The sequence below is a fragment of the Bacillus sp. AL-1R genome (assembly GCF_052180195.1).
Classification (GTDB): domain Bacteria; phylum Bacillota; class Bacilli; order Bacillales; family Bacillaceae_G; genus Gottfriedia.
Map to the genome: position 1 here is coordinate 1,852,185 of NZ_CP197469.1, position 20,927 is coordinate 1,873,111.

The 20,927-nt window shown below is 38.6% G+C and carries 22 protein-coding genes and 2 riboswitches; of the genes, 19 read left to right on the forward strand and 3 right to left on the reverse strand.

The annotated features are described in order from the left end of the window. The first annotated feature begins 170 nt into the window (after positions 1-170). Positions 171-554: a glyoxalase superfamily protein gene (locus ACSBO6_RS08720; RefSeq protein WP_286138452.1), complete on the forward strand. Its 384-nt coding sequence runs from the start codon at positions 171-173 to the stop codon at positions 552-554. A gap of 112 nt (positions 555-666) precedes the next feature. Here the strand turns inward: ACSBO6_RS08720 and ACSBO6_RS08725 are convergent, their stop codons facing one another. Then, positions 667-1,158 (reverse strand): FUSC family protein, encoded by a 492-nt coding sequence (locus ACSBO6_RS08725; RefSeq protein WP_498844497.1) that lies wholly within the window; start codon positions 1,156-1,158, stop codon positions 667-669. Positions 1,159-1,296: 138 nt separating this feature from the next. Here ACSBO6_RS08725 and ACSBO6_RS08730 point away from each other — a divergent pair, with 138 nt between their 5' ends. Continuing rightward, positions 1,297-1,608, forward strand: coding sequence for a hypothetical protein (locus tag ACSBO6_RS08730; RefSeq protein WP_498844498.1), 312 nt, complete (start codon positions 1,297-1,299; stop codon positions 1,606-1,608). Between the two features lie 568 nt (positions 1,609-2,176). Here the strand turns inward: ACSBO6_RS08730 and ACSBO6_RS08735 are convergent. Then, positions 2,177-2,512, reverse strand: coding sequence for a L,D-transpeptidase (locus ACSBO6_RS08735; protein WP_498844499.1), 336 nt, complete (start codon positions 2,510-2,512; stop codon positions 2,177-2,179). A 163-nt stretch (positions 2,513-2,675) separates the two neighbouring features. Here ACSBO6_RS08735 and ACSBO6_RS08740 point away from each other — a divergent pair, with 163 nt between their 5' ends. From ACSBO6_RS08740 to ACSBO6_RS08750, 3 genes are all read left to right on the forward strand, one after another. Beyond that, positions 2,676-3,317, forward strand: a complete 642-nt coding sequence (locus ACSBO6_RS08740) for a glucosaminidase domain-containing protein (protein WP_498844500.1) — start codon at positions 2,676-2,678, stop codon at positions 3,315-3,317. A gap of 130 nt (positions 3,318-3,447) precedes the next feature. Then, positions 3,448-3,864 carry a GNAT family N-acetyltransferase gene (locus ACSBO6_RS08745; RefSeq protein ID WP_286138457.1) on the forward strand — a complete coding sequence of 139 codons (417 nt, stop codon included), beginning with the start codon at positions 3,448-3,450 and terminating at the stop codon, positions 3,862-3,864. Positions 3,865-4,159: 295 nt separating this feature from the next. Beyond that, positions 4,160-4,600 (forward strand): hypothetical protein, encoded by a 441-nt coding sequence (locus tag ACSBO6_RS08750; RefSeq protein WP_098847896.1) that lies wholly within the window; start codon positions 4,160-4,162, stop codon positions 4,598-4,600. A gap of 340 nt (positions 4,601-4,940) precedes the next feature. Here the strand turns inward: ACSBO6_RS08750 and lexA are convergent, their stop codons facing one another. After that, entirely contained in the window at positions 4,941-5,588 is a 648-nt protein-coding gene (gene lexA, locus ACSBO6_RS08755) for a transcriptional repressor LexA (protein ID WP_098847898.1), read from the reverse strand. Positions 5,589-5,991: 403 nt separating this feature from the next. Between lexA and ACSBO6_RS08760 the strand changes: the two genes are divergently transcribed. From ACSBO6_RS08760 to cobT, 14 genes are all read left to right on the forward strand, one after another. After that, entirely contained in the window at positions 5,992-6,651 is a 660-nt protein-coding gene (locus tag ACSBO6_RS08760) for a YneB family resolvase-like protein (RefSeq protein ID WP_498844501.1), read from the forward strand. A 267-nt stretch (positions 6,652-6,918) separates the two neighbouring features. Continuing rightward, positions 6,919-7,107: riboswitch (cobalamin riboswitch) on the forward strand. Between the two features lie 176 nt (positions 7,108-7,283). Continuing rightward, a riboswitch (cobalamin riboswitch) is annotated at positions 7,284-7,469 on the forward strand. Positions 7,470-7,598: 129 nt separating this feature from the next. After that, positions 7,599-7,982 (forward strand): (2Fe-2S) ferredoxin domain-containing protein, encoded by a 384-nt coding sequence (locus ACSBO6_RS08765; protein WP_098847903.1) that lies wholly within the window; start codon positions 7,599-7,601, stop codon positions 7,980-7,982. 51 nt (positions 7,983-8,033) lie between these two features. After that, positions 8,034-9,659 (forward strand): precorrin-3B C(17)-methyltransferase, encoded by a 1,626-nt coding sequence (gene cobJ / locus ACSBO6_RS08770; protein ID WP_098847905.1) that lies wholly within the window; start codon positions 8,034-8,036, stop codon positions 9,657-9,659. Positions 9,660-9,721: 62 nt separating this feature from the next. Beyond that, positions 9,722-10,636, forward strand: coding sequence for a sirohydrochlorin chelatase (locus ACSBO6_RS08775; protein WP_098847907.1), 915 nt, complete (start codon positions 9,722-9,724; stop codon positions 10,634-10,636). Beyond that, on the forward strand, positions 10,633-11,430 hold the full coding sequence (gene cobK / locus ACSBO6_RS08780; RefSeq protein WP_498844502.1) for a precorrin-6A reductase: 798 nt from the start codon (positions 10,633-10,635) through the stop codon (positions 11,428-11,430). The genes ACSBO6_RS08775 and cobK overlap by 4 nt, the downstream gene beginning before the upstream one ends. A gap of 16 nt (positions 11,431-11,446) precedes the next feature. Beyond that, a complete protein-coding gene (locus tag ACSBO6_RS08785; protein ID WP_098847911.1) occupies positions 11,447-12,094 on the forward strand; it encodes a precorrin-8X methylmutase in 648 nt (215 codons plus the stop codon). Positions 12,095-12,097: 3 nt separating this feature from the next. Continuing rightward, entirely contained in the window at positions 12,098-13,201 is a 1,104-nt protein-coding gene (locus tag ACSBO6_RS08790; RefSeq protein WP_098847914.1) for a cobalt-precorrin-5B (C(1))-methyltransferase, read from the forward strand. Position 13,202: 1 nt separating this feature from the next. After that, a complete protein-coding gene (cbiE, locus tag ACSBO6_RS08795) occupies positions 13,203-14,393 on the forward strand; it encodes a precorrin-6y C5,15-methyltransferase (decarboxylating) subunit CbiE (protein WP_498844503.1) in 1,191 nt (396 codons plus the stop codon). A 2-nt stretch (positions 14,394-14,395) separates the two neighbouring features. Further along, on the forward strand, positions 14,396-15,097 hold the full coding sequence (gene cobI, locus ACSBO6_RS08800) for a precorrin-2 C(20)-methyltransferase (protein WP_098847917.1): 702 nt from the start codon (positions 14,396-14,398) through the stop codon (positions 15,095-15,097). Then, positions 15,094-15,867, forward strand: a complete 774-nt coding sequence (gene cobM / locus ACSBO6_RS08805) for a precorrin-4 C(11)-methyltransferase (protein ID WP_098847918.1) — start codon at positions 15,094-15,096, stop codon at positions 15,865-15,867. Before cobI ends, cobM begins: the two co-directional genes overlap by 4 nt. After that, positions 15,867-16,988, forward strand: coding sequence for a cobalt-precorrin 5A hydrolase (locus ACSBO6_RS08810; RefSeq protein ID WP_098847921.1), 1,122 nt, complete (start codon positions 15,867-15,869; stop codon positions 16,986-16,988). Before cobM ends, ACSBO6_RS08810 begins: the two co-directional genes overlap by 1 nt. A gap of 18 nt (positions 16,989-17,006) precedes the next feature. Beyond that, the gene (locus ACSBO6_RS08815; protein WP_098847923.1) at positions 17,007-18,377 is read left to right on the forward strand and encodes a cobyrinic acid a,c-diamide synthase CobB; all 1,371 of its coding nucleotides are present in this window, start codon (positions 17,007-17,009) and stop codon (positions 18,375-18,377) included. After that, on the forward strand, positions 18,370-19,890 hold the full coding sequence (locus tag ACSBO6_RS08820) for a cobyric acid synthase (RefSeq protein ID WP_098847926.1): 1,521 nt from the start codon (positions 18,370-18,372) through the stop codon (positions 19,888-19,890). Before ACSBO6_RS08815 ends, ACSBO6_RS08820 begins: the two co-directional genes overlap by 8 nt. After that, positions 19,883-20,923: a nicotinate-nucleotide--dimethylbenzimidazole phosphoribosyltransferase gene (cobT, locus tag ACSBO6_RS08825; protein ID WP_098847929.1), complete on the forward strand. Its 1,041-nt coding sequence runs from the start codon at positions 19,883-19,885 to the stop codon at positions 20,921-20,923. The genes ACSBO6_RS08820 and cobT overlap by 8 nt, the downstream gene beginning before the upstream one ends. Positions 20,924-20,927: the final 4 nt, after the last annotated feature.

Genomic DNA, 20,927 nt, shown 5'->3' on the forward strand with positions numbered 1-20,927 from the left:
TTGGAAAAGTGACTGGTGAACACGCATATTATTTTAGTCACTTTAATTCAAAAAAAGGTACAGGACGCAAACTTCCTCCAAAAGACATTGAGAGTATGAAGGTCATCCAAGGAATAATTGATTCTATAAGCTAAGCTAGATAGTAGTTAAACGAAAAGGAGAGGAAAGTAGTGAGTACATCAGAAATTTCAATGAAAAGTCCAACACCTATTCTACGGATGTTTGATGAAATTAAAGCAAAAGAATTTTACATATCATTTTTAGAATTTGAGATTGATTGGGAGCATCGGTTTGAAGATGATTTTCCTTTATATATGCAAATATCTTATAACAATTGTGTCATACATCTTTCTGAGCACCATGGTGATTGTAGTCCAGGTGCTGCACTTAGAATTGAGGTAGTAAATTTGGACTTACTTCATTCAAAGTTACTCTCAAAAAAATATAAATATGCTCGCCCAGGCATTGAAGAAACTCCTTGGAAAACACGGGAGGTACGGGTTGGAGATCCATTTGGTAATCGAATTGTCTTTTATGAGAACGTGGAAGACTGAAGATTTATTGTACAATCGAATAACCTAAAGAATAAAGAGGATTGAATTAAAAAGCATTTTTATTTAATCCTCTTTACACTTGGAAAGTGACCAATTCCGGTTTAGATTTAGGCTATTTCAATTTTTTATTCCTTGAAGTGAATGAAGACCAAACGAACTGGATTAATCCAGCAGTCAAGACACCTACAAGCGTGTCCCTCATCCGATCCATCGCATAATCCTTTGATTTGTGTTCAAATGCAAAGACAAATAGAATCGTTAGAGCGACCTGGTGAAGTACTTTTTTGTCTAATTTTAAATAGTAAGCAATATATGTACCAATTAAAATTAAAAGTCCTAAGTTCCAACCAGTGACTTTCATATAACTAGCGATGATTACAGTAATACCAATTCCAATCATTGTTCCAATTACGCGTTTGATTGATAAACTAATTGTTTTGTCAATTGTCGATTGAACCGTAAGTATAAGTGAAACTGGACCTAAGTATGGATGTGACGAACCAAATAATTTTGAGATTTCCCATGCTAATGCAGAACCAATTGATAATTTCCAAATAAGACTAGTAATGCTTTCAGATGAGTTAGGTGAGCTTGTTTCTTCCATGAGCACCTCTAGAAATTTCTATTTTTATATATTATCTTCACGAATTAAATTGATTATGTATAAAGAATAAATAAGAAGTTGAATACTTATAATAGTGATTAGCTACTAGACAACTAATAATAGAAATGAGTTGAATCATTGATAACCGTCTTATTTGAATATAAATTTGAAAAGAAGTTTTTAGAGGATTTTAAATCAAGATTAAAAAAGTCAGCGCATCCAAAATTTCATTCAGAACCATCGAATATTGGAATGAATTTTATGCAAAGAGAAGATGAGCAATATTATTATATCAATTTATTTATTAAGTATAGAAGTATTGAAGAATATGAAGAACGAACGAGATTTGAAAGAAGTCAGGGAGAATGGAATGAAACTTGGTTTAGTAAAGATATTACCCATGAACTATTATCAGTAACAATCTGGAAGGATTTTAGTCTAATGTCTTAATATCTAGATTGCTGTATGATTTGTTAAAGAGGACGAAAACTTTTTAAATTGATTAAAAAGCTGGAAACAATCGACATTTACCAAAACCATTACAGTAGAGTAGGGGTCTTCACGCTGTTGAAAAAAGAATTTGTCAATTAAATTTTGATAAGTAAGTTGTGTCTCAGTGATTTCCACTACAGGTTGCTCGCTTTCCATGGGGCGAGACCTGAGCCTCCTCGGCGCCGCCTGTGGGGTCTCAGCCTTCCCGCATCTCCCATAGGAGTCGAGCAACCTTTCGTTCCAATCAATTTCTTAATAAAAAATAATAAACTTATAAAGATTAGAATATTCAATGGAGAGATTTTTGATTTTTGACAGTTAGTTAAAACATTTATATTTCAATCAATACCCACTGGTTTTTCAATAAGATAATAAAAAATAATAAATATACTATTTTTCCTTGAAATTCATTTAATGTTTCTTTTTTTTATATTGACTACAATATATTTTAACACTCTGAAAACCCTAACAGTAGAGTAGGGGTTTTAAATTTCTATTGCACCTTTTAATCTATTAAAAATCATATTTATTGATGAATAACGACACCTGTACCAATTGAAACCATTGAAGATAATTCAAGAACATCCTTATTATACATACGAACGCAACCATGCGAAACAAAATGACCAATTGATGCAGGATTATTAGTTCCATGAATTCCGTAGTGTGGAGCAGATAGTCCCATCCAAAGAACCCCAAAAGGTCCACCAGGATTAGGATCTTTATTAATAATTGTGTAGGTACCTGAAGGAGTAGGGGTAAGCATTTTACCGACACCGATTGGATAAGTTTTTATTAATTTGTTGCCGTCGAAAAGTTTTAATTGGCGGTTCGATGTTGAAATATATATCCAATTGGTCATTTTATCAGCTCCAATTTTTAACTATTGTATGAAGAAACTTTACTTGTTGTTAAATAAAAGAAAGTTAAAATTTCACTACTTTTATACTATTTCCTTAGTACCAAGAATAAAAAAAATGAATACGCTATAGGACAAGCACTTTAAAGAGAGGAATAGGTCTATAGTGTCTAATACAATTAAATATTTCCAATATGCCCAAGAAGTTTCCAAAAAAATTGGCTGGTTACCTGAAATGATTTATACCCAATGGCAAGTAGAAACAGCACACTTTACGTCCAAAAATTTTAAGGAAAATAACAATATCGCAGGTCAGACGTGGCATCCAGGCTTACCTCTTAGTAGTAGAGGAACAGCTAGGCCTAAAAATGAAGGCGGGTATTATATAAAATATAATGATCCAATTCAGGGATATGTTGATTTTATTTTAAATAATCCGAGGTACAGTAAAGTTAAAACATACAAAACTGCAGATGAACAATTTAAGGCGATAGCTCAAGCAGGATGGGCAGTAGCTCCTAATTACGCAGATGTGCTCATCTCGGTTAATAATGCAAATATTAAAAATGGATTATATAAAAAAATTATTCAAGTTGAGTTACATCCTTATAAAGGAATCTTAAAAAAAGGATCAAGAGGAGAGCGAGTAAAGGAAATTCAAGAAAAAGTTGGCGTTAAAGTGGATGGGATTTTTGGGATACTAACTGAAAAAGCAGTAAAAGATTTTCAAAGAAAAAATGATTTAGTAGTTGATGGAATTGTTGGAGTAAAAACGTGGGGGAAACTTTTCAATCCAACAAATTTATAAGATATTCTTTATTTAAATGACCTGTATGATTTTATATACAGGTTTTTTTACATTTAAATTAATACATAAAAGGGTTTGAGGGTGTTTTATCGAAAAGTAACTATAACCATTTTAGGAAGAGGGGACGAAAGTGGAAATTAGACATGCAAAAATGAATGATTGTGAATCAATCGTAATTTTGGATTCTCAAATTATTGACAGTCGAATTAGAGAACATCTAATTAAAAGCTCGATAGAAGAAAATCGATGCCTCGTATGTGAAATAAATAAAAGGATTGTAGGTTTTCTAATTTATCATAAATTTTTCTTTGGCCATTTATTTATTGATTTGATCATTGTTTCACTAGAAATGAGGAGACTGGGTATTGCAAAAAATCTCATGAAATATGTTGAATTTTATTCAGAAAGGAAATTATTTTCTTCTACTAACAAATCAAATATTAAAATGCAAAAAGTATTTCAATCTCTAGGATATATTAAAAGTGGATTCATTGATCATTTAGATGAAGGCGACCCAGAAATTATTTATGTTAAATTATTAGATTAAACGATTTTTCGGCAATTATTTTTTTAATGAAGGATAAAAAAATTTTTTATTACCCCAATGATCGTAAGCCACTACTAAATCCCATCTAAAATACTTTCATACGTTTCTCGTTTTTTTCATAGTTTATTTATAAAAAGTATGTAAAAAGTCCTGATGTAATCATTAATTTATTACTTTAGGAGAGTTAGTTAAAAAATTTTTTAAATACATTCTTCCTGTTATTCTATTTTTCTATGCATGAGGAATAGTAATAATATATAAATGCTCCAATTATATCATTACAAGGAGTGGAAATATGGATTTTAAAAGGGAATTCATTTTAAAAACAAAAGCTATATATAAAGAAACTGTTACAGAAAATATGGCGTACAGTAAGATGTGTGAGAAATTCGAATCTTATTTTGTTGATTTAAGGGAGTCTTTAAAAAAGGAAATAGAAGTTTCGAATGGTGAATTTGATATTATGATTGATAAAGAGAATGTTATTGAGGTCTTATTAAATCAAAGAGAGTTATTAATTACGATTGATGACGCTGGGGTAGTAGTAAGTATTAAATATTTTGATGAAGTGCAAAATGAACAAGTTGAAAATAAGATTGATATAATTGAATATGATGGTGGGGCATATAAAAGTCAAGTATTTCAATCGCCTATTACTAGAAATATAATCGATAATTATTTAGCAATTGCGTTTAGAGATGATTTAGAGAAGACTTTTGAGAGTTATAGTGAATGAAAAAATTTATGTTTATAGATTCGTAAAGAGATTTTTTAAAGGCTGATTTTCACTAAAGGATGCTCGTTTATGTAGGATTTATATTTCAACGACACTAAAAGAGCTTGGATATTCCAAGCTCTTTTAATTTATTTATCGTTCTTTGACTTGAAATCTTAATACAGTTTTCAATTTATCGGGTTGAGTTTTTCTTGCATCAGAAATATAGATTTCTTTATGTGTTTTTTCAACTCACAAGAAACTCCCTTAATTTTAAGTCAGTTTCGGTTTGATTAGGGTATGTCTTTGCATGCTAAAAACAAAAAGCAATCACATAATCATGTAATTGCTCTTAAAAAGTTTAATGATATGTACGATAAACTCCAATTACTTTTCCTAAAATTGATACTTGTTTTAATAAAATTGGAAACAGGGCATCATTTTCAGGTTGAAGTCTAAAATGGTCGCTTTCTTTATAAAAACGCTTTACAGTAGCTTCACTATCTTCAGTCATGGCAACAACAATTTCTCCATTTTCCGCAGTGAATTGTTTTTTAACGATTACAAGATCGCCATTTAAAATTCCAGCATTGATCATGCTATCTCCTTCTACTCGAAGCATAAAAACTTGTTCATTAGATGGAGCGACAGATGTCGGTAAAGGGAAATATTCTTCTACATTTTCGACTGCAGTAATTGGAATACCTGCAGTTACTTTACCGATTACAGGAATGTTAATAATATCGTTATAGACTTCACTATATGATGCTTGTACTTCATTCACAACCGGAGCTGTATCGCCAAGAATCTCGATTGCACGCGGTTTCGTAGGATCTCTTCGAATATAGCCTTTTTGTTCTAGTCTCTCTAAATGACCATGTACTGTAGAACTTGAAGCTAAACCAACAGCCTCAGCAATCTCTCGAACTGAAGGTGGATAACCTTTAATTTTTACTTCGTCTTTAATATAAGCTAAAATTTCTGCTTGCCTTTTCGATAGTTTGTTCATTCGAATTTCCCCCTTACCTATAAAGTAGATAATACGTTCCTCTTTATTTTTTTCATTATATCATGATAGGATATGATATACAAACGTTAGTTCTATTTTTTCTTAAAGTAGTTTTCGTGTTCGTATGGAGGGAACAGTTTATGAATGCACTAATATACTTAAAGGGGTAATGACAGCATAGGATTCACAAGAAACTTCATTACATAAACAAATTAATGAACCAAATTAGGTTAGCGGATGGGAATGTGTATTCTAGAAACAATAGGCGAACAGGCTAGTGGTTTTGAAGTAGAAAAAGAAGGTCTATTCAAGCTATTCAAAAAAGAACAAGATTAATGCTTTGTTAATTTCTTATTTACGGTCAAATTGCTTAAGTCTGATTCGTAGATTAGGAGGAGAAAAATTGAAAGCGATTATTTATTGTCGGGTTAGTACAGAAAAAAATACTCAAGATACCTCTTTAAAAAGACAAAGAGAAGAGCTAGAAAAATTAGCAGAGATTCAAAATTTCGATGTGATAAAAATCATAGAAGAGAGACATAGTGGATTTGATATAGAACGGGAAGGGATAATTGAGGCTTTAGCATTATTTAAGGATAAACAGGCAGAGATCTTACTTTTACAAGACGATACTCGATTGGGAAGGGGACATTCGAAAATTGCCCTGATTCATGAATTACGCAAAATGGCAGTAAAAGTTTTTACAATTCAAGATCAAGGGGAGATATCTTTATCGGATGCGGATTTAATGGTCTTGGAAATATTGAGTACAGTAGAAGAGTTTCAACGAAGAATTGCTAATTATAAAATAAGCAGGGGAATGCGTAGAGCCATCGAGAATGGTTTCGAACCTCACAAGAATATATCAAATAATCATTTAGGAGGTAGGGAGAAAAAAGAACTGCCTGTGGAAGAAATTATAAATCTTCGAAACAAGAAACTTACTTTTCATGAAATAGCAGCTACATTACGAGGTTTAGGTTATGAAGTAAGTAGGGCTACTGTTCATAGAAGGTATAAGGAATATTTTGATGAACTAAATCATGATTCTATTAAGAATTAAAGAAAATTTAGATGTTGTAATTTATAGTATATCCACTGGATTTTACAATAAAGTTGCAAAAAACTATAATTTTATAATAAGATACCGTAATAAATCTATTGATATTATTTTTTTGTTTTAAAGATTAATTTCGAATGATCCCCATATTACTTTCAATTACATTTGAAGTTATTGGATGGTAGCGTTTTCTCATATGACGTTATTAAACTCTTGAAATATTAAATCTAATAGACTAGTATATTAATAGCTAATAAATTAAATACAAATTTGCAAACATTCAGTTAAGATGCCTTAGGGCTTAATAGGGAATCTGGAGCATTACCAGAACTGTCCCCGCAACTGTAAGTGTGGACGAAATAGACAAACCACTAAAAACGTTTATTAGTACGTTTTTGGGAAGGGTCTAAAGTAGGAAGATACACAAGTCAGGAGACCTGTCTTAGCTTTTTTAGTTTCGATTTCTTCGGGGGTTGAGAAGATGAAGCGTTTGGACAAAAAGGCTTATTTATTAACTTTCTTTGTGCTGACGTTTTATCCGTTCAACTTTTGTTGGACGGATTTTTTGTTTTATTGCTTCTAAATCTTTTTTAATTTTTATTGTATGCCTATAGAAGAAACAAGTCTTTTTAACAATTGAATAGATTAGGATTGGTGCACTTTGGAAATTAGTGCTTAATAGGGAAGTACGGTTTAAATCCGTCACGGTACCCGCCACTGTAAGGGGGAGTTCTTTTGCAGATGTCACTGAAGGAATTCGGGAAGACGCAAGTAGAATGATGAACCTAAGTCAGGAGACCTGCCTATACCTAATAGCTTGAAATAACCTACGGGAACATAGGTAGAAGTGCTGAACTTACATCGCTAATTTTTTTTGTGTGTATATTTTTCTGCATCCCTATGTCCATAGGGGTGCTTTTTTTTGAAAAAAACGAATAGGAGTGAGTGACATGACTACTTGGAATTTGCAAGGGACGAAACAGCATGTATTAATTTGTAACGGTAGCAGCTGTATGAGAAAGGGTGGGGAGGAAGCAACTCAAGCGATCCGGAATGAAATCACCAATTTAAGCTTAGATTCGATCGTACATACAACAAGAACGAGATGTAATGGGAGATGTAAGGATGCTCCCGTTGCCATCGTCTATCCGTCTGGGGCTTGGTATAAAAACGTTACCCCAGAAGTGGGGGCTACCATTGTAAAAAGTCATCTGGCAGAAGGTCATTGCCTAAAGGAGCATTTGATCTATCAATATTCCGATTCTGGATTCATACATCCAGAAGGGTCGGAATGCATCGAAGGAGTACAAAAAGCAGTTAAAGAAAAGATTTAACAACGAGTAACTGGATACTAGTTTTTAAATTGTGGAAGGTGGCGTAATAGAGTGAAAGGCAAATTATTGGTTATAGGATTTGGCCCTGGTGACGAAAAACATATTACCGGACGGGCAAAGGAAGCCATAAAAGAAAGTGATATCATCATTGGTTACAAAACCTACGTTGATTTAATTAAGGGATTAATAACTGGAAAAAAAATCATTAGCACAGGAATGACTGAAGAAGTGAGCCGTGCCCAGGAGGCTGTAAAACAAGCTGAGCTTGGTTACACGGTAGCTGTCATTTCGAGCGGTGATGCCGGTGTATATGGAATGGCAGGACTTGTTTACGAAGTTCTAATTGAAAAAGGATGGAAAAAAGACTCAGGGATAAGAGTGGAGGTAGTCCCTGGCATTTCAGCCATCAACTCTTGTGCTGCTTTATTAGGCGCGCCGGTTATGCATGATGCTTGTACGATTAGTTTAAGTGACCATTTAACACCTTGGAGCTTAATTGAGAAACGAATCGAAGCGGCCGCTCAAGCCGATTTTGTAATTGCCTTATACAATCCAAAAAGCGGGAGAAGAACACGGCAAATCATGGAAGCACAAAGAATTCTATTAAAATATCGTGCACCAGACACACCTGTAGGATTAGTAAAGAGTGCATACCGTGATAGTCAAAAGATCGTTATAACCAATTTGCAAGAGATGTTAGAACATGAAATTGGCATGTTAACCACCGTTTTAATTGGCAACTCTTCAACGTTTTTCTACGATGAATTGATGATCACGCCGCGCGGTTATCAGCGGAAATATACTTTAAATCAAGTAATTCAGCCGTTGAAACCGCATCAGCGTCTGCAAAAGGAAGCCGAACCATGGGCACTAGAGCAAACAGAAGATGTAATGCCGCAAAACAAGAAACTAGTCACTCCAATCTCTGTGAAAGAGTCGTCAAGAGAGTTGGCTGAGGAAGCTTTGCAAATGATTGTTGGTGAGCCTTATGAACGAACAAACGATTTAATTGTGAAGCAAGACTTTCAATCTATTTTTGAGGTAGCTGTCAGCCCTGGTGTCGTTAATAAAAAATTTACTGCACTTCAGATGGCCATTCTTTCCGAAATTGTCGGAGAAGAAGGAGTGATGGAATACACACAAGACCATTTTATGAAGTTGCAAATTTTAACCTCAAAGCCTGATGAGATTATTGAAAAACTAACGGCAGCCAACTTTTTGATTGCTCCTGTTGGCGACGTATTAACCGTAAAAGCTTGTGATTTTTGTGACGGAGAAAAAAAGGATTCTATTCCTTATGCTGATGAGCTTCAAGAAAGGCTTGGTGGCATGGAACTCCCAAAAGAACTGAAACTTGGTGTAAATGGATGTGGAATGGCCTGTTATGGAGCCGTAAAAGAAGATATTGGCATTGTTTATCGAAAGGGAGCGTTTGATTTATTTCTAGGAGCCAAAACAGCAGGAAGAACCGCACATCCAGGCCAAATCGTAGCTGAAGGAATCGCACCTGACAAAATAGTCGGGGTAATAGAGGGGATTGTTCAAGAGTACAAACAAAAGGCCTATCCAAATGAACGTTTCTATAAATTTTTTAAACGGGTCAAAGAGATTAAAGGTTTTGTGTACCAAGATATCACACCAAACCTTAAAATCGAAGCAGCTGTCTGCGGAGAATAAATGAGAGAAGATGAGCAGTAATTGGAAGGTAAGGAATTTACATACAAAGGGGAGTAAATAGTGTGAAAGCAATTTTATTTGTGGGGCATGGAAGTAAAGATCAAGAGGGAAATGAGCAGGTTCGTGAGTTCATCCGTGAGATGAGAAAGACTTGGGAAGGTTCCTATTTGGTCGAGACGTGTTTTTTAGAATTTGAACGACCAACAGTGAATCAAGGTATCGATCTATGTGTAGAGAAAGGGGCCGACCATGTTGTCGTGATTCCAATCATGCTCTTACAGGCAGGACACTCCAAAATTCATATTCCAGCAGCTATTGATGAGGCAAAGAATAAATATCCGCTTGTTCAATTTACTTATGGCCGTCCAATTGGTGTTCATGAGGAAACATTTGAAATTCTAAAAACTAGATTAATGGAAATTGGCGAGAATGTTGAATCCATCGAAGACGATACGGCTGTCCTTTTGTTAGGAAGGGGCGGAAGCGATCCCGATGCGAACAGTGATTTATATAAGATTGCTAGATTACTATGGGAAAAAACAAATTATAAAATCGTCGAACCTGCTTTTATGGGCGTGACCAATCCCTTAGTGAATGAAGGGATCGAACGCTGTATTAAGCTGGGAGCAAAAAAAGTAGTAATCTTACCTTACTTTTTATTCACTGGCATCCTGATTAAACGCTTAGAAGATATGATGGTTCCTCTTCAAAAGCAATATTCCTCTGTTGACATTCAGTTGGCTGACTATTTTGGTTATCATCCAAAATTACAGACGATTTTAATCGATCGGGTGGAAGAAGCTCTACGTGATGAGGTGAAAATGAACTGTGATACTTGCCAATACCGTCTTAATGTGATGGAACATATCGATCATCACCACCACCATGATCATGACCACCATCACGACCACCATCATCATCATGACCACCACTATGATCACGAACATACGGTGCAAAAGGTTGGAGATAGAGGATGATCTTCGTATTAGCCGGAACAAGTGATGCAAGAGCCCTTGCTTTAGAAATAAAAAAAGAAGGCTTCGATCTCCTTGCCTCAGTAGTCACAGAAAATGCGGCAGTTGAATTAAGGGAGGTGGGGATATGTGTTCAAGTAGGAAGATTAACGGATGCAGACATGGTGGGGTTGATTGCCACAAAAGGGATTCAAGCTGTTGTCGATGCCAGTCATCCGTTTGCTGAAGAAGCTTCTAAAAATGCAATCAAGGCGGCCGAAACGGTGAAAATTACCTATATTCGGTATGAACGCGAGTCACAAAAGTTCCAATATGACAAAATGAAAGTAGTCGAAAGCTACGAGGAAGCTGCGGATCTTGCATCAACCAATAAAGGCGTGGTAATGCTGACTACAGGTAGCAAGACGCTTCAAATTTTCACAGAAAAACTTTTAGGGAACCCGGACATTCGCTTGATTGCCAGGATGCTTCCCCGTATAGATAATATGGAAAAATGTGAGCAGCTAGGGCTGCCGCAGAAAAATATTATTGCAATGCAGGGTCCATTTTCAAAAGAGTTCGACAAAGCTTTATATAAGCAATATGGCGTCACCTTAATGGTGACTAAAGAGAGCGGGAAAGTCGGATCGGTCGATGAAAAGGTGGAAGCTGCCAAGGAGCTGGGGATTAAGGTTATTCTTATTGGCCGCCCGAAACTGAATTATGGAACCGTCTATGCTAATTTTATCGATGTCATCGCAGAATTAAATAAAAAGATTGATAATACACCAATCGTCACTACAGAACAATCATTTTAATACAGGAGTGAGAGAAATGGATTTTCGTACTGAATTTAAACCTTTAACCGTCCAACCAGAACAGATTGAAGGTAGAAGTTTTGAAATGATTAATGAAGAAATTGGGGAGCATCCTTTTACAGAGGAGCAGTATCCAGTCGTCCAACGGATCATCCATGCATCCGCTGATTTTGAACTTGGGCAAAGCGTCCTCTTTCATCCTGACGCTATTTCGTCCGGTATTCGAGCAATTCGAAGCGGAAAAATGGTCGTTGCAGATGTTCAAATGATTCAAAGCGGAGCAAATAAAGCACGAATTGAAAAATTTGGAGGAGAAATTAAGGTCTATATTTCCGACCCGGATGTCATCCAGGAAGCCAAACGGCTAAATACGACAAGGGCGATTATTTCAATGCGGAAGGCAATTAAAGAAGCAGATGGCGGTATTTTTGCCATTGGGAATGCTCCAACCGCTCTACTCGAACTGATCCGTTTGATTAAAGAAGGAGAAGCAAAACCAGGTCTTGTGATTGGATTGCCTGTTGGGTTTGTTTCTGCAGCTGAGTCAAAAGAAGAACTAGCTAAGCTTGATATCCCATTCATCACTAATATTGGCAGGAAAGGTGGCAGTACCGTGACCGTAGCTGCATTAAATGCCATTTCCATTATGGCTGAACAGGGATAACCGATGCAGGAAGTACCAAAAGGAAAGCTTCGGGAAGGATATACGACTGGGGCCTGCGCAACAGCTACCACCAAAGCAGCGCTGACGGCATTAATTACAAGAGAACCTCAAACAGAATCAACGATTTACTTGCCAATCAAGCGGTTTGCAACTTTCCAGATAGAAAGCTGTGATGTAGAGGACCAATCAGTAACCGCTAGTACGATTAAAGACGCAGGAGATGACCCAGATGCCACCCACGGAGCCTTGATTATTTCCACTGTGTCATGGCTCGATGAACCAGGCATCGTGCTGGATGGGGGAATTGGGGTTGGCCGCGTCACAAAGGATGGCTTGCCCGTTCCTGTTGGAGAGGCCGCGATTAATCCCGTTCCTCGTAAGATGATCCTTGATACGGCAGAAGGGGTATTAAAAGAATTCGGGATTACAAGAGGTATTAAAATCGTTATTTCCGTACCTGATGGTGAAGAAATTGCTAAAAAAACTCTCAATGGACGCTTAGGAATCATTGGGGGGATTTCTATTCTCGGAACCCGCGGGATTGTCGTTCCTTTTTCCACAGCTGCTTATAAAGCTAGTATCATCCAAGCTATTAGTGTTGCCCGTGCCAGTGGTTGCGAGCATGTTGTCATTACTACAGGTGGGCGGAGCGAGAAAAATGCTATGAAACAATTCCCCGAGCTGTCTGAGGAAGCTTTTATTGAAATGGGTGATTTTGTTGGGTTTACCCTTAAACAATGCAAGAAGCAAGGGGTTAAAAGAGTTTCGATGGTCGGCATGATGGGGAAATTCTCAAAAGTGGCAATGGGGATCATGATGGTTCACTCGAAAAGTGCCCCGATAGATTTTGATTTTTTAGCTGAGGTGGCAAGCCGTACAGGTGCTGATACTACCCTGGTAGAGGAAATTCGAACTGCCAATACAGCATCACAGGTGGGTGATTTGATGACAGCACAAGGCCATCTATCCTTTTTCGAAATGCTTAGCGACTATTGCTGCTGCGCTGCGTTAAAGGAAGTCGATGGAGGGATTGACATAGATACAACTTTATATACCATGAAGGGGCAATTGTTAGGAAAGGCGGTTCGAAAAAGTGGCATCAATTAAAATGATCGGCATTGGGGACGAAGGGAAAGTCAGTCTGCTCCCGATGTACGAAAAGTGGATTAATGAAAGTGAATTATTAATAGGAGGAAAGAGGCAACTTTCTTTTTTTTCTGAATTTACTGGCGAAAAAATGGTGATTGAAGGTGGGCTTTATTCTCTAGTGGAACGGCTTCAATCGGAGACTAGAAATGTAGTGATTCTAGCTTCCGGAGACCCGTTGTTCTATGGAATTGGAAGCTATTTATCTACTAAAATCGATTTGGAAATTTATCCGTATATAAGTTCAATCCAACTAGCTTTTGCCAGAATGAAAGAAAGATGGCAGGATGCTTATTTTACTAGTGTTCACGGTAGGAGTATAAAAGGGCTGGCACAGCGAGTCGATGGGAAAACAACAGTCGCAATCTTAACGGACACAGAAAATTCTCCAAATAAAATCGCTCAGTATTTGCTTTCCTTTGGCATGTCTGAATATGAGGCGTTTGTGGGCGAGAACCTTGGTGGTGATCAGGAACGATGCCGCTGGTTTACCCTTGCAGAAATGAGTGATGAGGAGTTTTCACCTCTAAATGTAGTCATTCTTAAGAAAAAGGGGAAAAGCCCACATTGGTCGATTGGCATTGATGATTCGGAATTTTTACAGCGAAAACCAGATAAAGGCTTAATTACTAAAAAGGAAATTCGCACATTAAGCATTAGCGCCTTAAGGTTAAAAGAAGATAGCATTGTTTGGGATATTGGAACATGCACAGGTTCTGTAGCGATTGAGGCAGCGAAAATCGCTAGGGAAGGACAAGTGTTTGCGATCGAAAAAAACGAGGGCGACCTAGAAAACTGTAAGCAAAATTTAGCAAAGTTCCGTGTCGATGCAACACTTATTCATGGAAAAGCACCAGAGGGGTTAGAAACCTTCCCGGATCCGGATGCAGTTTTTATTGGCGGGACGGCAGGCGGGATGGAAGACGTTTTGGAAATTTGCTGTAGCCGCTTGAGTACGGGTGGACGCATTGTTTTAAATGCCGTTACGATTGAAAATCTATCAGAAGCGATGCTTTTGTTTAAAGAGCGAGGATATGAGACGAATATTACACTTGCTCAAATATCCAGAAGTAAGCCCATTTTAAATTTAACAAGATTCGATGCATTAAATCCAATTTATATAATAGAAGCTTGGCGCAAGGAAGGGGAGTAAACATGTTAGGTACATTATACGGCCTTGGGGTTGGCCCGGGGGATCCAGAGCTCATTACCGTTAAGGCATTTCGTAAATTAAAGGAATCACCGGTTATTGCCTATCCGAAAAAACAAAAGGGCAGCAAAAGTTATGCTCATCGTATTATAGATGTTTATTTTCAGCCGAACGAAAAAGAAATGCTCGGCCTTGTCTTTCCGATGACAAAGGATCCAGCTACATTGGAAAGAAAATGGACGGAAACCGTAGAAAATGTATGGGCGAAGCTGCAGGAAGGAAAAGATGTAGCTTTTGTAACTGAAGGGGACCCTCTTTTATACAGTACGTTTATTCATATGATGCGTTTGATGCAGGAGAAGTACCCACAAGTTCCGATTGAAGTTGTTCCGGGGATTTCGTCCATTAACGGTGCAGCTTCCAGACTTGGAATTCCATTAGCAGATGGGGATGAGCATGTGGCGATTGTGCCAGCACGGGATGACTACGAAACGATGAGAAAAGTCATCCAAGACAATGATTGTGTCATTTTTATAAAAGTAGCAAAAGTGATTGATTTAATGCTAGAAGTATTACGTGATTTAGATTTGCTTGACAAGGCTTCAGTTGTCACGAAGGTAACATCGGATGAAGAAATTATTTGGAGGGCAGATGAGCTCGAAGGAGCAGAGCTAGAATATTTAACATTAATGGTGGTGAGAAAATGAAGCTTTATATCATTGGTGCGGGACCAGGCGATCCTGATTTAATTACAGTAAAAGGTCTTAAGCATCTTCAGGAGGCAGATGTCATTCTATATGCGGATTCTCTAGTAAACGAAGACTTAATTGCGAAAGCAAAATCTTCCGCCGAAATATTGAAAACCGCCGGGATGCACTTAGAAGAAATGGTTGACGTCATGGCTGAGAGAATTCTGCAAGGGAAAAAGGTTGTTCGTGTCCACACGGGCGATCCAGCTGTCTATGGGGCAATTATGGAACAAATCGTATTGTTAAAGAAGAGAGGAATCGAAATAGAGATTGTTCCAGGTGTGAGCTCTGTGTTTGCGGCCGCCGCGGCTGCTCAAGCTGAGCTGACAATTCCTGATTTAACACAAACCGTGATCCTAACAAGAGCCGAGGGTAGAACACCTGTGCCAGAATTTGAAAAGCTGGCGGATTTAGCAAAACATCATTGTACGATTTCTCTTTTCTTAAGCGCTACTCTAACGAAGAAACTTGTCAAGGAATTGACAGGGGCAGGCTGGAGTAAGGATACTCCTGTTGCGGTTGTGTATAAAGCGTCGTGGCCGGATCAAAAAATTGTCCGAACCACACTAGAACACTTGGACGAGGATATGCGCGTAAACGGGATTCGTAAACAGGCGATGATTTTAGCCGGATGGGCATTAGATGAAAACATCCACAAACAAGATTATCGTTCTAAGCTATATGACAAAACGTTTACACACGGATTCCGCAAGGGGGTCGAATCGTAATGATCGAGCTCCAAGAAGCGCAAAGGGCACTCATCCATCAGAAGGGGGACTATGCGATTGTAGCCATTACAAAGCATGGGGTCAAACTGGCCCGTAGGCTTTTACATTCATTTCAAAATGCTGATGTGTACTATATGGCGAAGTTTGAAATTGGTGATGAGAAGGACAAAGACATCCAATTATTTACCGGAAGCGTTCGCCTTCTTCTACCGTCTCTTTTCGAGGCCTATAAAGGACTAATCATCATTATTTCCCTTGGAGCTGTGGTACGAATGATTGCACCTATTTTAAAGGATAAAAAAACAGATCCTGCGGTTGTCGTTATCGATGATAAGGGAGAACATGTGATTAGCGTGCTTTCAGGCCATATCGGCGGTGCCAATGAACTAACGAAAGAAGTAGCGGCTACTTTACAGGCCCGTCCCATTATTACAACAGCTTCAGATGTTCAGGAAACCATTGCGGTTGATTTGTTTGGAAAACGATTTGGCTGGGTTTGGGACTCCGCTGATAAGTTGACGCCCGTTAGCGCTTCGGTTGTGAATGAAGAAAAAATCGCCGTCATTCAGGAGTCAGGCGAAAAAGACTGGTGGCCATATGACCGTCCGCTACCGATGAATATTCAACCTTATTCATCGATCCAAGAAGCACTAGCCCAAAAGCCAGATGCTGCCTTAGTAGTAACTCATCGGAATTTATCCGAAGACGAAGAGAACATTTTACAGAATGGCGTTTTATATCGACCAAAGGTGATTGTCCTTGGGGTGGGCTGCAACCGCGGTACCACTGCAGCGGAAATCGAAGCAGTAATCGACGAAACGCTTGGGGAATTACAGTTTTCAAAAAAAAGTGTCAAAGCCGTTTGTACAATTGATCTAAAAAAGGATGAAGTGGGACTGCTCGAAGTAGTGAACAAAAACGACTGGGAGTTTATTTATTACACACCAGATGAATTGAATGCCATTAAGCTAGAGAACCCTTCTGAAACAGTTTTTAAATTTACAGGTGCATATGGCGTCAGTGAGCCAGCTGCTTTATTGTACAGCGGAGCAAAACATCTAACATTGATGAAGAAGAAATCAGGTAATGTCACTATATCAGTTGCGGTGATTCCCTATTGAAAAAAGGAGGGAAATAGGATGTCTACTCGTAGACTTGTGATTGCAGGGACAGGCAGCGGTGTCGGAAAAACGACGCTGACAATCGGGCTAATGTCTGCTTTAAGGAAAAAGGGCTATACCGTCCAGGGCTTTAAATGTGGTCCGGATTATATCGATCCAACTTATCATACGGCCGTCACGGGAAGAACATCAAGAAACATTGACAGCTGGATGCTCAATCATGAAATGGTCAAAGAAATTGTCAACCGTGCTAGTAATGGGGCGGATATTTCCGTCATAGAAGGAGTAATGGGATTCTTTGATGGGAAAAATCCTCTAAATAATACAGGATCAACTGCCGAAATCAGCCTCGTCACCGAAAGTCCGGTTATTTTGGTTGTGAATTGTGCCAGCATGGCCCGTAGTGCAGCGGCCATTGTGAAGGGATTTCAAACGTTTCTGAAGGAAGCAAATATTGTCGGTGTAATCGCCAATCGGGTGGGTAGTGAAGGGCATTTTAAAATCGTTCAAACTGCGATTGATCAAGAATGCGGTATTCCCGTCCTTGGCTATTTAAAAAGAAACGAGGAACTCACGATTCCGGAACGACATTTAGGGTTGATCCCATCCGTTGAACGAGGAGAATTGGATCCATTTTTTGAACAACTAGGTGATTTAGTCCTTGAAACGGTTGATGTAGATTCGTTATATGAATTGGCACAAGCCCCCCGTTTAAAAATAAAAGAATCCCAGTTTAAAAGAGCGGAACAGCCAATTGTAAAAATTGCTGTCGCACGGGATGCCGCTTTTAATTTTTACTATCAGGAAAACCTCGACATGTTAGTAGCCGCTGGAGCCGAGCTAATCGAGTTCTCTCCTTTAAAAGGTGAATGCCTGCCGGAACAAGTCGATGGTCTGTATATTGGTGGTGGTTTCCCAGAGGAATTTGCCGAGGAGCTATCAAAACAGACAGACGTAAACAACTCGATTCGATCGGCCATCGAAAAAGGACTGCCAACCTTGGCGGAATGCGGCGGGTTTATGTACTTAACTGAATCATTGGAAACAACCGATGAAACAAGTTACAAAATGGTCGGGATCATCCCTGGAATAGTGAAAATGCAGACAAAACTAGCAGCATTAGGATACCGGGAAATCACTGCAGAAAAAGAAAATTTCTTGTTAGCGGGAAATCTGAGTGCAAGAGGCCATGAATTTCACTACTCCACTTTTCATCCGAGAACGGTCTTCAAACCGGCCTACCAAACGAAAGGAATGCGTGGGTTTAAGCAGGAGGGCTATCAGAAAGGGAATTTAATTGCAGGTTATACCCATTTTCATTTTGGCTCATGCCCTGAGCTTGTCAAAAATTGGGTGAAGAAATGTAAGGAGTTTAAACAAAATGACTAAAGCTCTTCCAATTATGTTTCAAGGTACCAATTCGGATGTCGGCAAAAGTGTTGTCGTGACTGCATTTTGCCGGATTTTCGCCCAGGATGGATATAAAACCGTTCCGTTTAAATCACAAAATATGGCGTTAAATTCCTATATTACAGTGGATGGGAAAGAAATCGGTAGAGCACAGGGAGTCCAGGCTGAAGCTGCATATATTCAGGCAACTACCGATATGAACCCAATTCTACTAAAGCCGAACAGGAATAACCAATCCCAAATTGTCGTCCACGGTAAACCATTTAGAAATATGGAAGCAGGAAGGTACCGTAGGGAATTCTTTCAAATGGGATTGGAACTTATTCAACAATCACTGTCCACCCTTTCCAAAAATTATGACCGAATTGTCATTGAAGGGGCTGGTAGTCCGGCCGAAATTAATTTAAATGACCGGGAACTGGTGAATATGAGGGTCGCCAAAATGGCGGATGCCCCTGTGATTTTAATTGGGGATATCGAAAAAGGTGGAGTGTTTGCTAGTTTAGTAGGAACCCTTCAGCTGATGGAACAAGAGGACCGCGATCGTGTAATAGGGGTAATTATTAATAAATTCCGTGGGGATCTCAGCTTGCTAGAATCTGGATTAACGTGGTTTGAGGAATATACAGGAAAACCCATTCTCGGCGTAATTCCTTACTTGGAGAATCTAAATATTGATGCCGAAGATTCCGTGATTTTAAATCAATATACACATACCCAAAATTCTGAAAAAGAATTGGATATCGCGGTGATTCAGTATCCGAAAATCTCCAATTTCACAGATGTCGATCCGTTTTTTGCTGAGCCGGATTGTCATGTCCGTTTTATAACAAGAGCAGATCAATTACATCAACCAGATTTGGTCATTCTACCGGGCAGCAAGAATACAATTGAAGATTTGCTGTTTTTACGTAAAAGCGGCATCGCTCAAAAAATAGCAGAAATAAGCGATGAGAAACAGTCCGTTCTTTTCGGAATCTGCGGTGGCTATCAAATGCTCGGTGATAAAATCGAGGATCCATTAGCGATCGAGTCTTTACATAAAGAAAGTGAAGGCCTTCAACTACTGCCAATTGAAACTACCATTACGAAAGAAAAGACGACAAACCTATCAAATGGAAATTTGCATCTTTTCGGAAAAAACTTCCATGTAACAGGTTACGAGATTCATATGGGTGAAACCGTGGCGACCGGAGCCTCCAAAGGTCTTATTTTTACTAATGAAAAATGGGATGGTTGTCATTCCCCAGACGAAACGATCATTGGTACTTATTTTCATGGGATATTCCATAATGATGAGTTTCGTGAGGAATTACTTAATCAACTCCGTCGTAAAAAAGGTTTGGAGCCCATCTACATGCGCCCATCTTTTAACCAATTGCGGGAAGAAGCGTTTGACCGACTGGCAGAGCATGTAAGGGGACACGTTAAGCTGGATGTCATTGAACATTTAATGATGGATTATCAAAAAAGGAGATCACCTAATGAATAGCTTAATAACAGGAATCCAGTCTCTTGATAGAGAAGTGGGACAGCAAGTTCGTGAGTATATCGAAACGTTAACAAAACCTTCGGGCAGTTTGGGGAGATTAGAGGAATTAGCCATTCATCTGTCAGAAATAACATCTGAAGCATTCCCGGTCGTTTCACCACCAGGTGTGATCGTTTTTGCCGCTGATCATGGTGTAGTGGAAGAAGGAGTGTCCGCTTTCCCGCAGGAAGTTACCGTGCAAATGGTCAAAAACTTTTTAAACAGCGGAGCGGCCATCAATGTTTTTTCCAAACAAATCGGAGCTATGTTTGAAGTCGTCGATATTGGTGTGGCAGCAGATATTGAGGCTGACGGGTTTGTGAATCAGAAAATTCGCTATGGGACGAATAATTTTTGTCAACAGGATGCATTAACAAGAAAAGAGGCAAAACAAGCCATCGCCGTTGGTTATGAACGCGCAAAAGAGATGATTCAAAAAGGAATCAAATGCCTTATTGTTGGTGAGATGGGGATAGGTAATACGACGTCAAGCAGTGCGATTGCAGCGGTTTTAAGCGGTCTAGACATCGATGTACTCGTCGGGCGAGGCACAGGGATTGCACAAGAAAAAATTCGTCATAAACAAGAGGTCATTACAAGGGCACTAAAGGAAAGAAACCCTGACAGGAATGATCCTATTGATATTTTAGCAAAAATTGGCGGTTTGGAAATTGCCGGAATGACAGGCGCAATGCTCTGCGCCGCACAAAACCGCATTCCTATATTAGTAGATGGTTTTATTTGCACGATTGCAGCTCTTTTGGCAAAGGAAATCTGTGAGACAGCAGCGGAGTATATGATTGTCGGCCATCGTTCCGTCGAGCCTGGACATGAAATTGCCCTACAGTTATTAGGCAAGAAGCCACTGCTTGATTTAGATTTGCGGCTAGGAGAAGGAAGTGGGGCAGCAATAGCCTTTCCAATCTTACAATCAGCGACCTTAATGCTGAAAGAAATGGCCACTTTTGCATCAGCTGGAATTTCGAAAGAATGATTTA

Excerpts from the sequence above, each read along its gene's own strand:
- ACSBO6_RS08725 (WP_498844497.1), bottom strand. The coding sequence starts at position 1,158 with ATGGAAGAAACAAGCTCACCTAACTCATCTGAAAGCATTACTAGTCTT.
- ACSBO6_RS08735 (WP_498844499.1), bottom strand. The coding sequence starts at position 2,512 with ATGACCAATTGGATATATATTTCAACATCGAACCGCCAATTAAAACTT.
- ACSBO6_RS08750 (WP_098847896.1), top strand. The coding sequence starts at position 4,160 with ATGGATTTTAAAAGGGAATTCATTTTAAAAACAAAAGCTATATATAAA.
- lexA (WP_098847898.1), bottom strand. The coding sequence starts at position 5,588 with ATGAACAAACTATCGAAAAGGCAAGCAGAAATTTTAGCTTATATTAAA.
- ACSBO6_RS08765 (WP_098847903.1), top strand. The coding sequence starts at position 7,599 with ATGACTACTTGGAATTTGCAAGGGACGAAACAGCATGTATTAATTTGT.
- cobK (WP_498844502.1), top strand. The coding sequence starts at position 10,633 with ATGATCTTCGTATTAGCCGGAACAAGTGATGCAAGAGCCCTTGCTTTA.
- ACSBO6_RS08785 (WP_098847911.1), top strand. The coding sequence starts at position 11,447 with ATGGATTTTCGTACTGAATTTAAACCTTTAACCGTCCAACCAGAACAG.
- ACSBO6_RS08790 (WP_098847914.1), top strand. The coding sequence starts at position 12,098 with ATGCAGGAAGTACCAAAAGGAAAGCTTCGGGAAGGATATACGACTGGG.
- cbiE (WP_498844503.1), top strand. The coding sequence starts at position 13,203 with ATGATCGGCATTGGGGACGAAGGGAAAGTCAGTCTGCTCCCGATGTAC.
- cobI (WP_098847917.1), top strand. The coding sequence starts at position 14,396 with ATGTTAGGTACATTATACGGCCTTGGGGTTGGCCCGGGGGATCCAGAG.
- cobM (WP_098847918.1), top strand. The coding sequence starts at position 15,094 with ATGAAGCTTTATATCATTGGTGCGGGACCAGGCGATCCTGATTTAATT.
- ACSBO6_RS08810 (WP_098847921.1), top strand. The coding sequence starts at position 15,867 with ATGATCGAGCTCCAAGAAGCGCAAAGGGCACTCATCCATCAGAAGGGG.
- ACSBO6_RS08815 (WP_098847923.1), top strand. The coding sequence starts at position 17,007 with ATGTCTACTCGTAGACTTGTGATTGCAGGGACAGGCAGCGGTGTCGGA.
- ACSBO6_RS08820 (WP_098847926.1), top strand. The coding sequence starts at position 18,370 with ATGACTAAAGCTCTTCCAATTATGTTTCAAGGTACCAATTCGGATGTC.
- cobT (WP_098847929.1), top strand. The coding sequence starts at position 19,883 with ATGAATAGCTTAATAACAGGAATCCAGTCTCTTGATAGAGAAGTGGGA.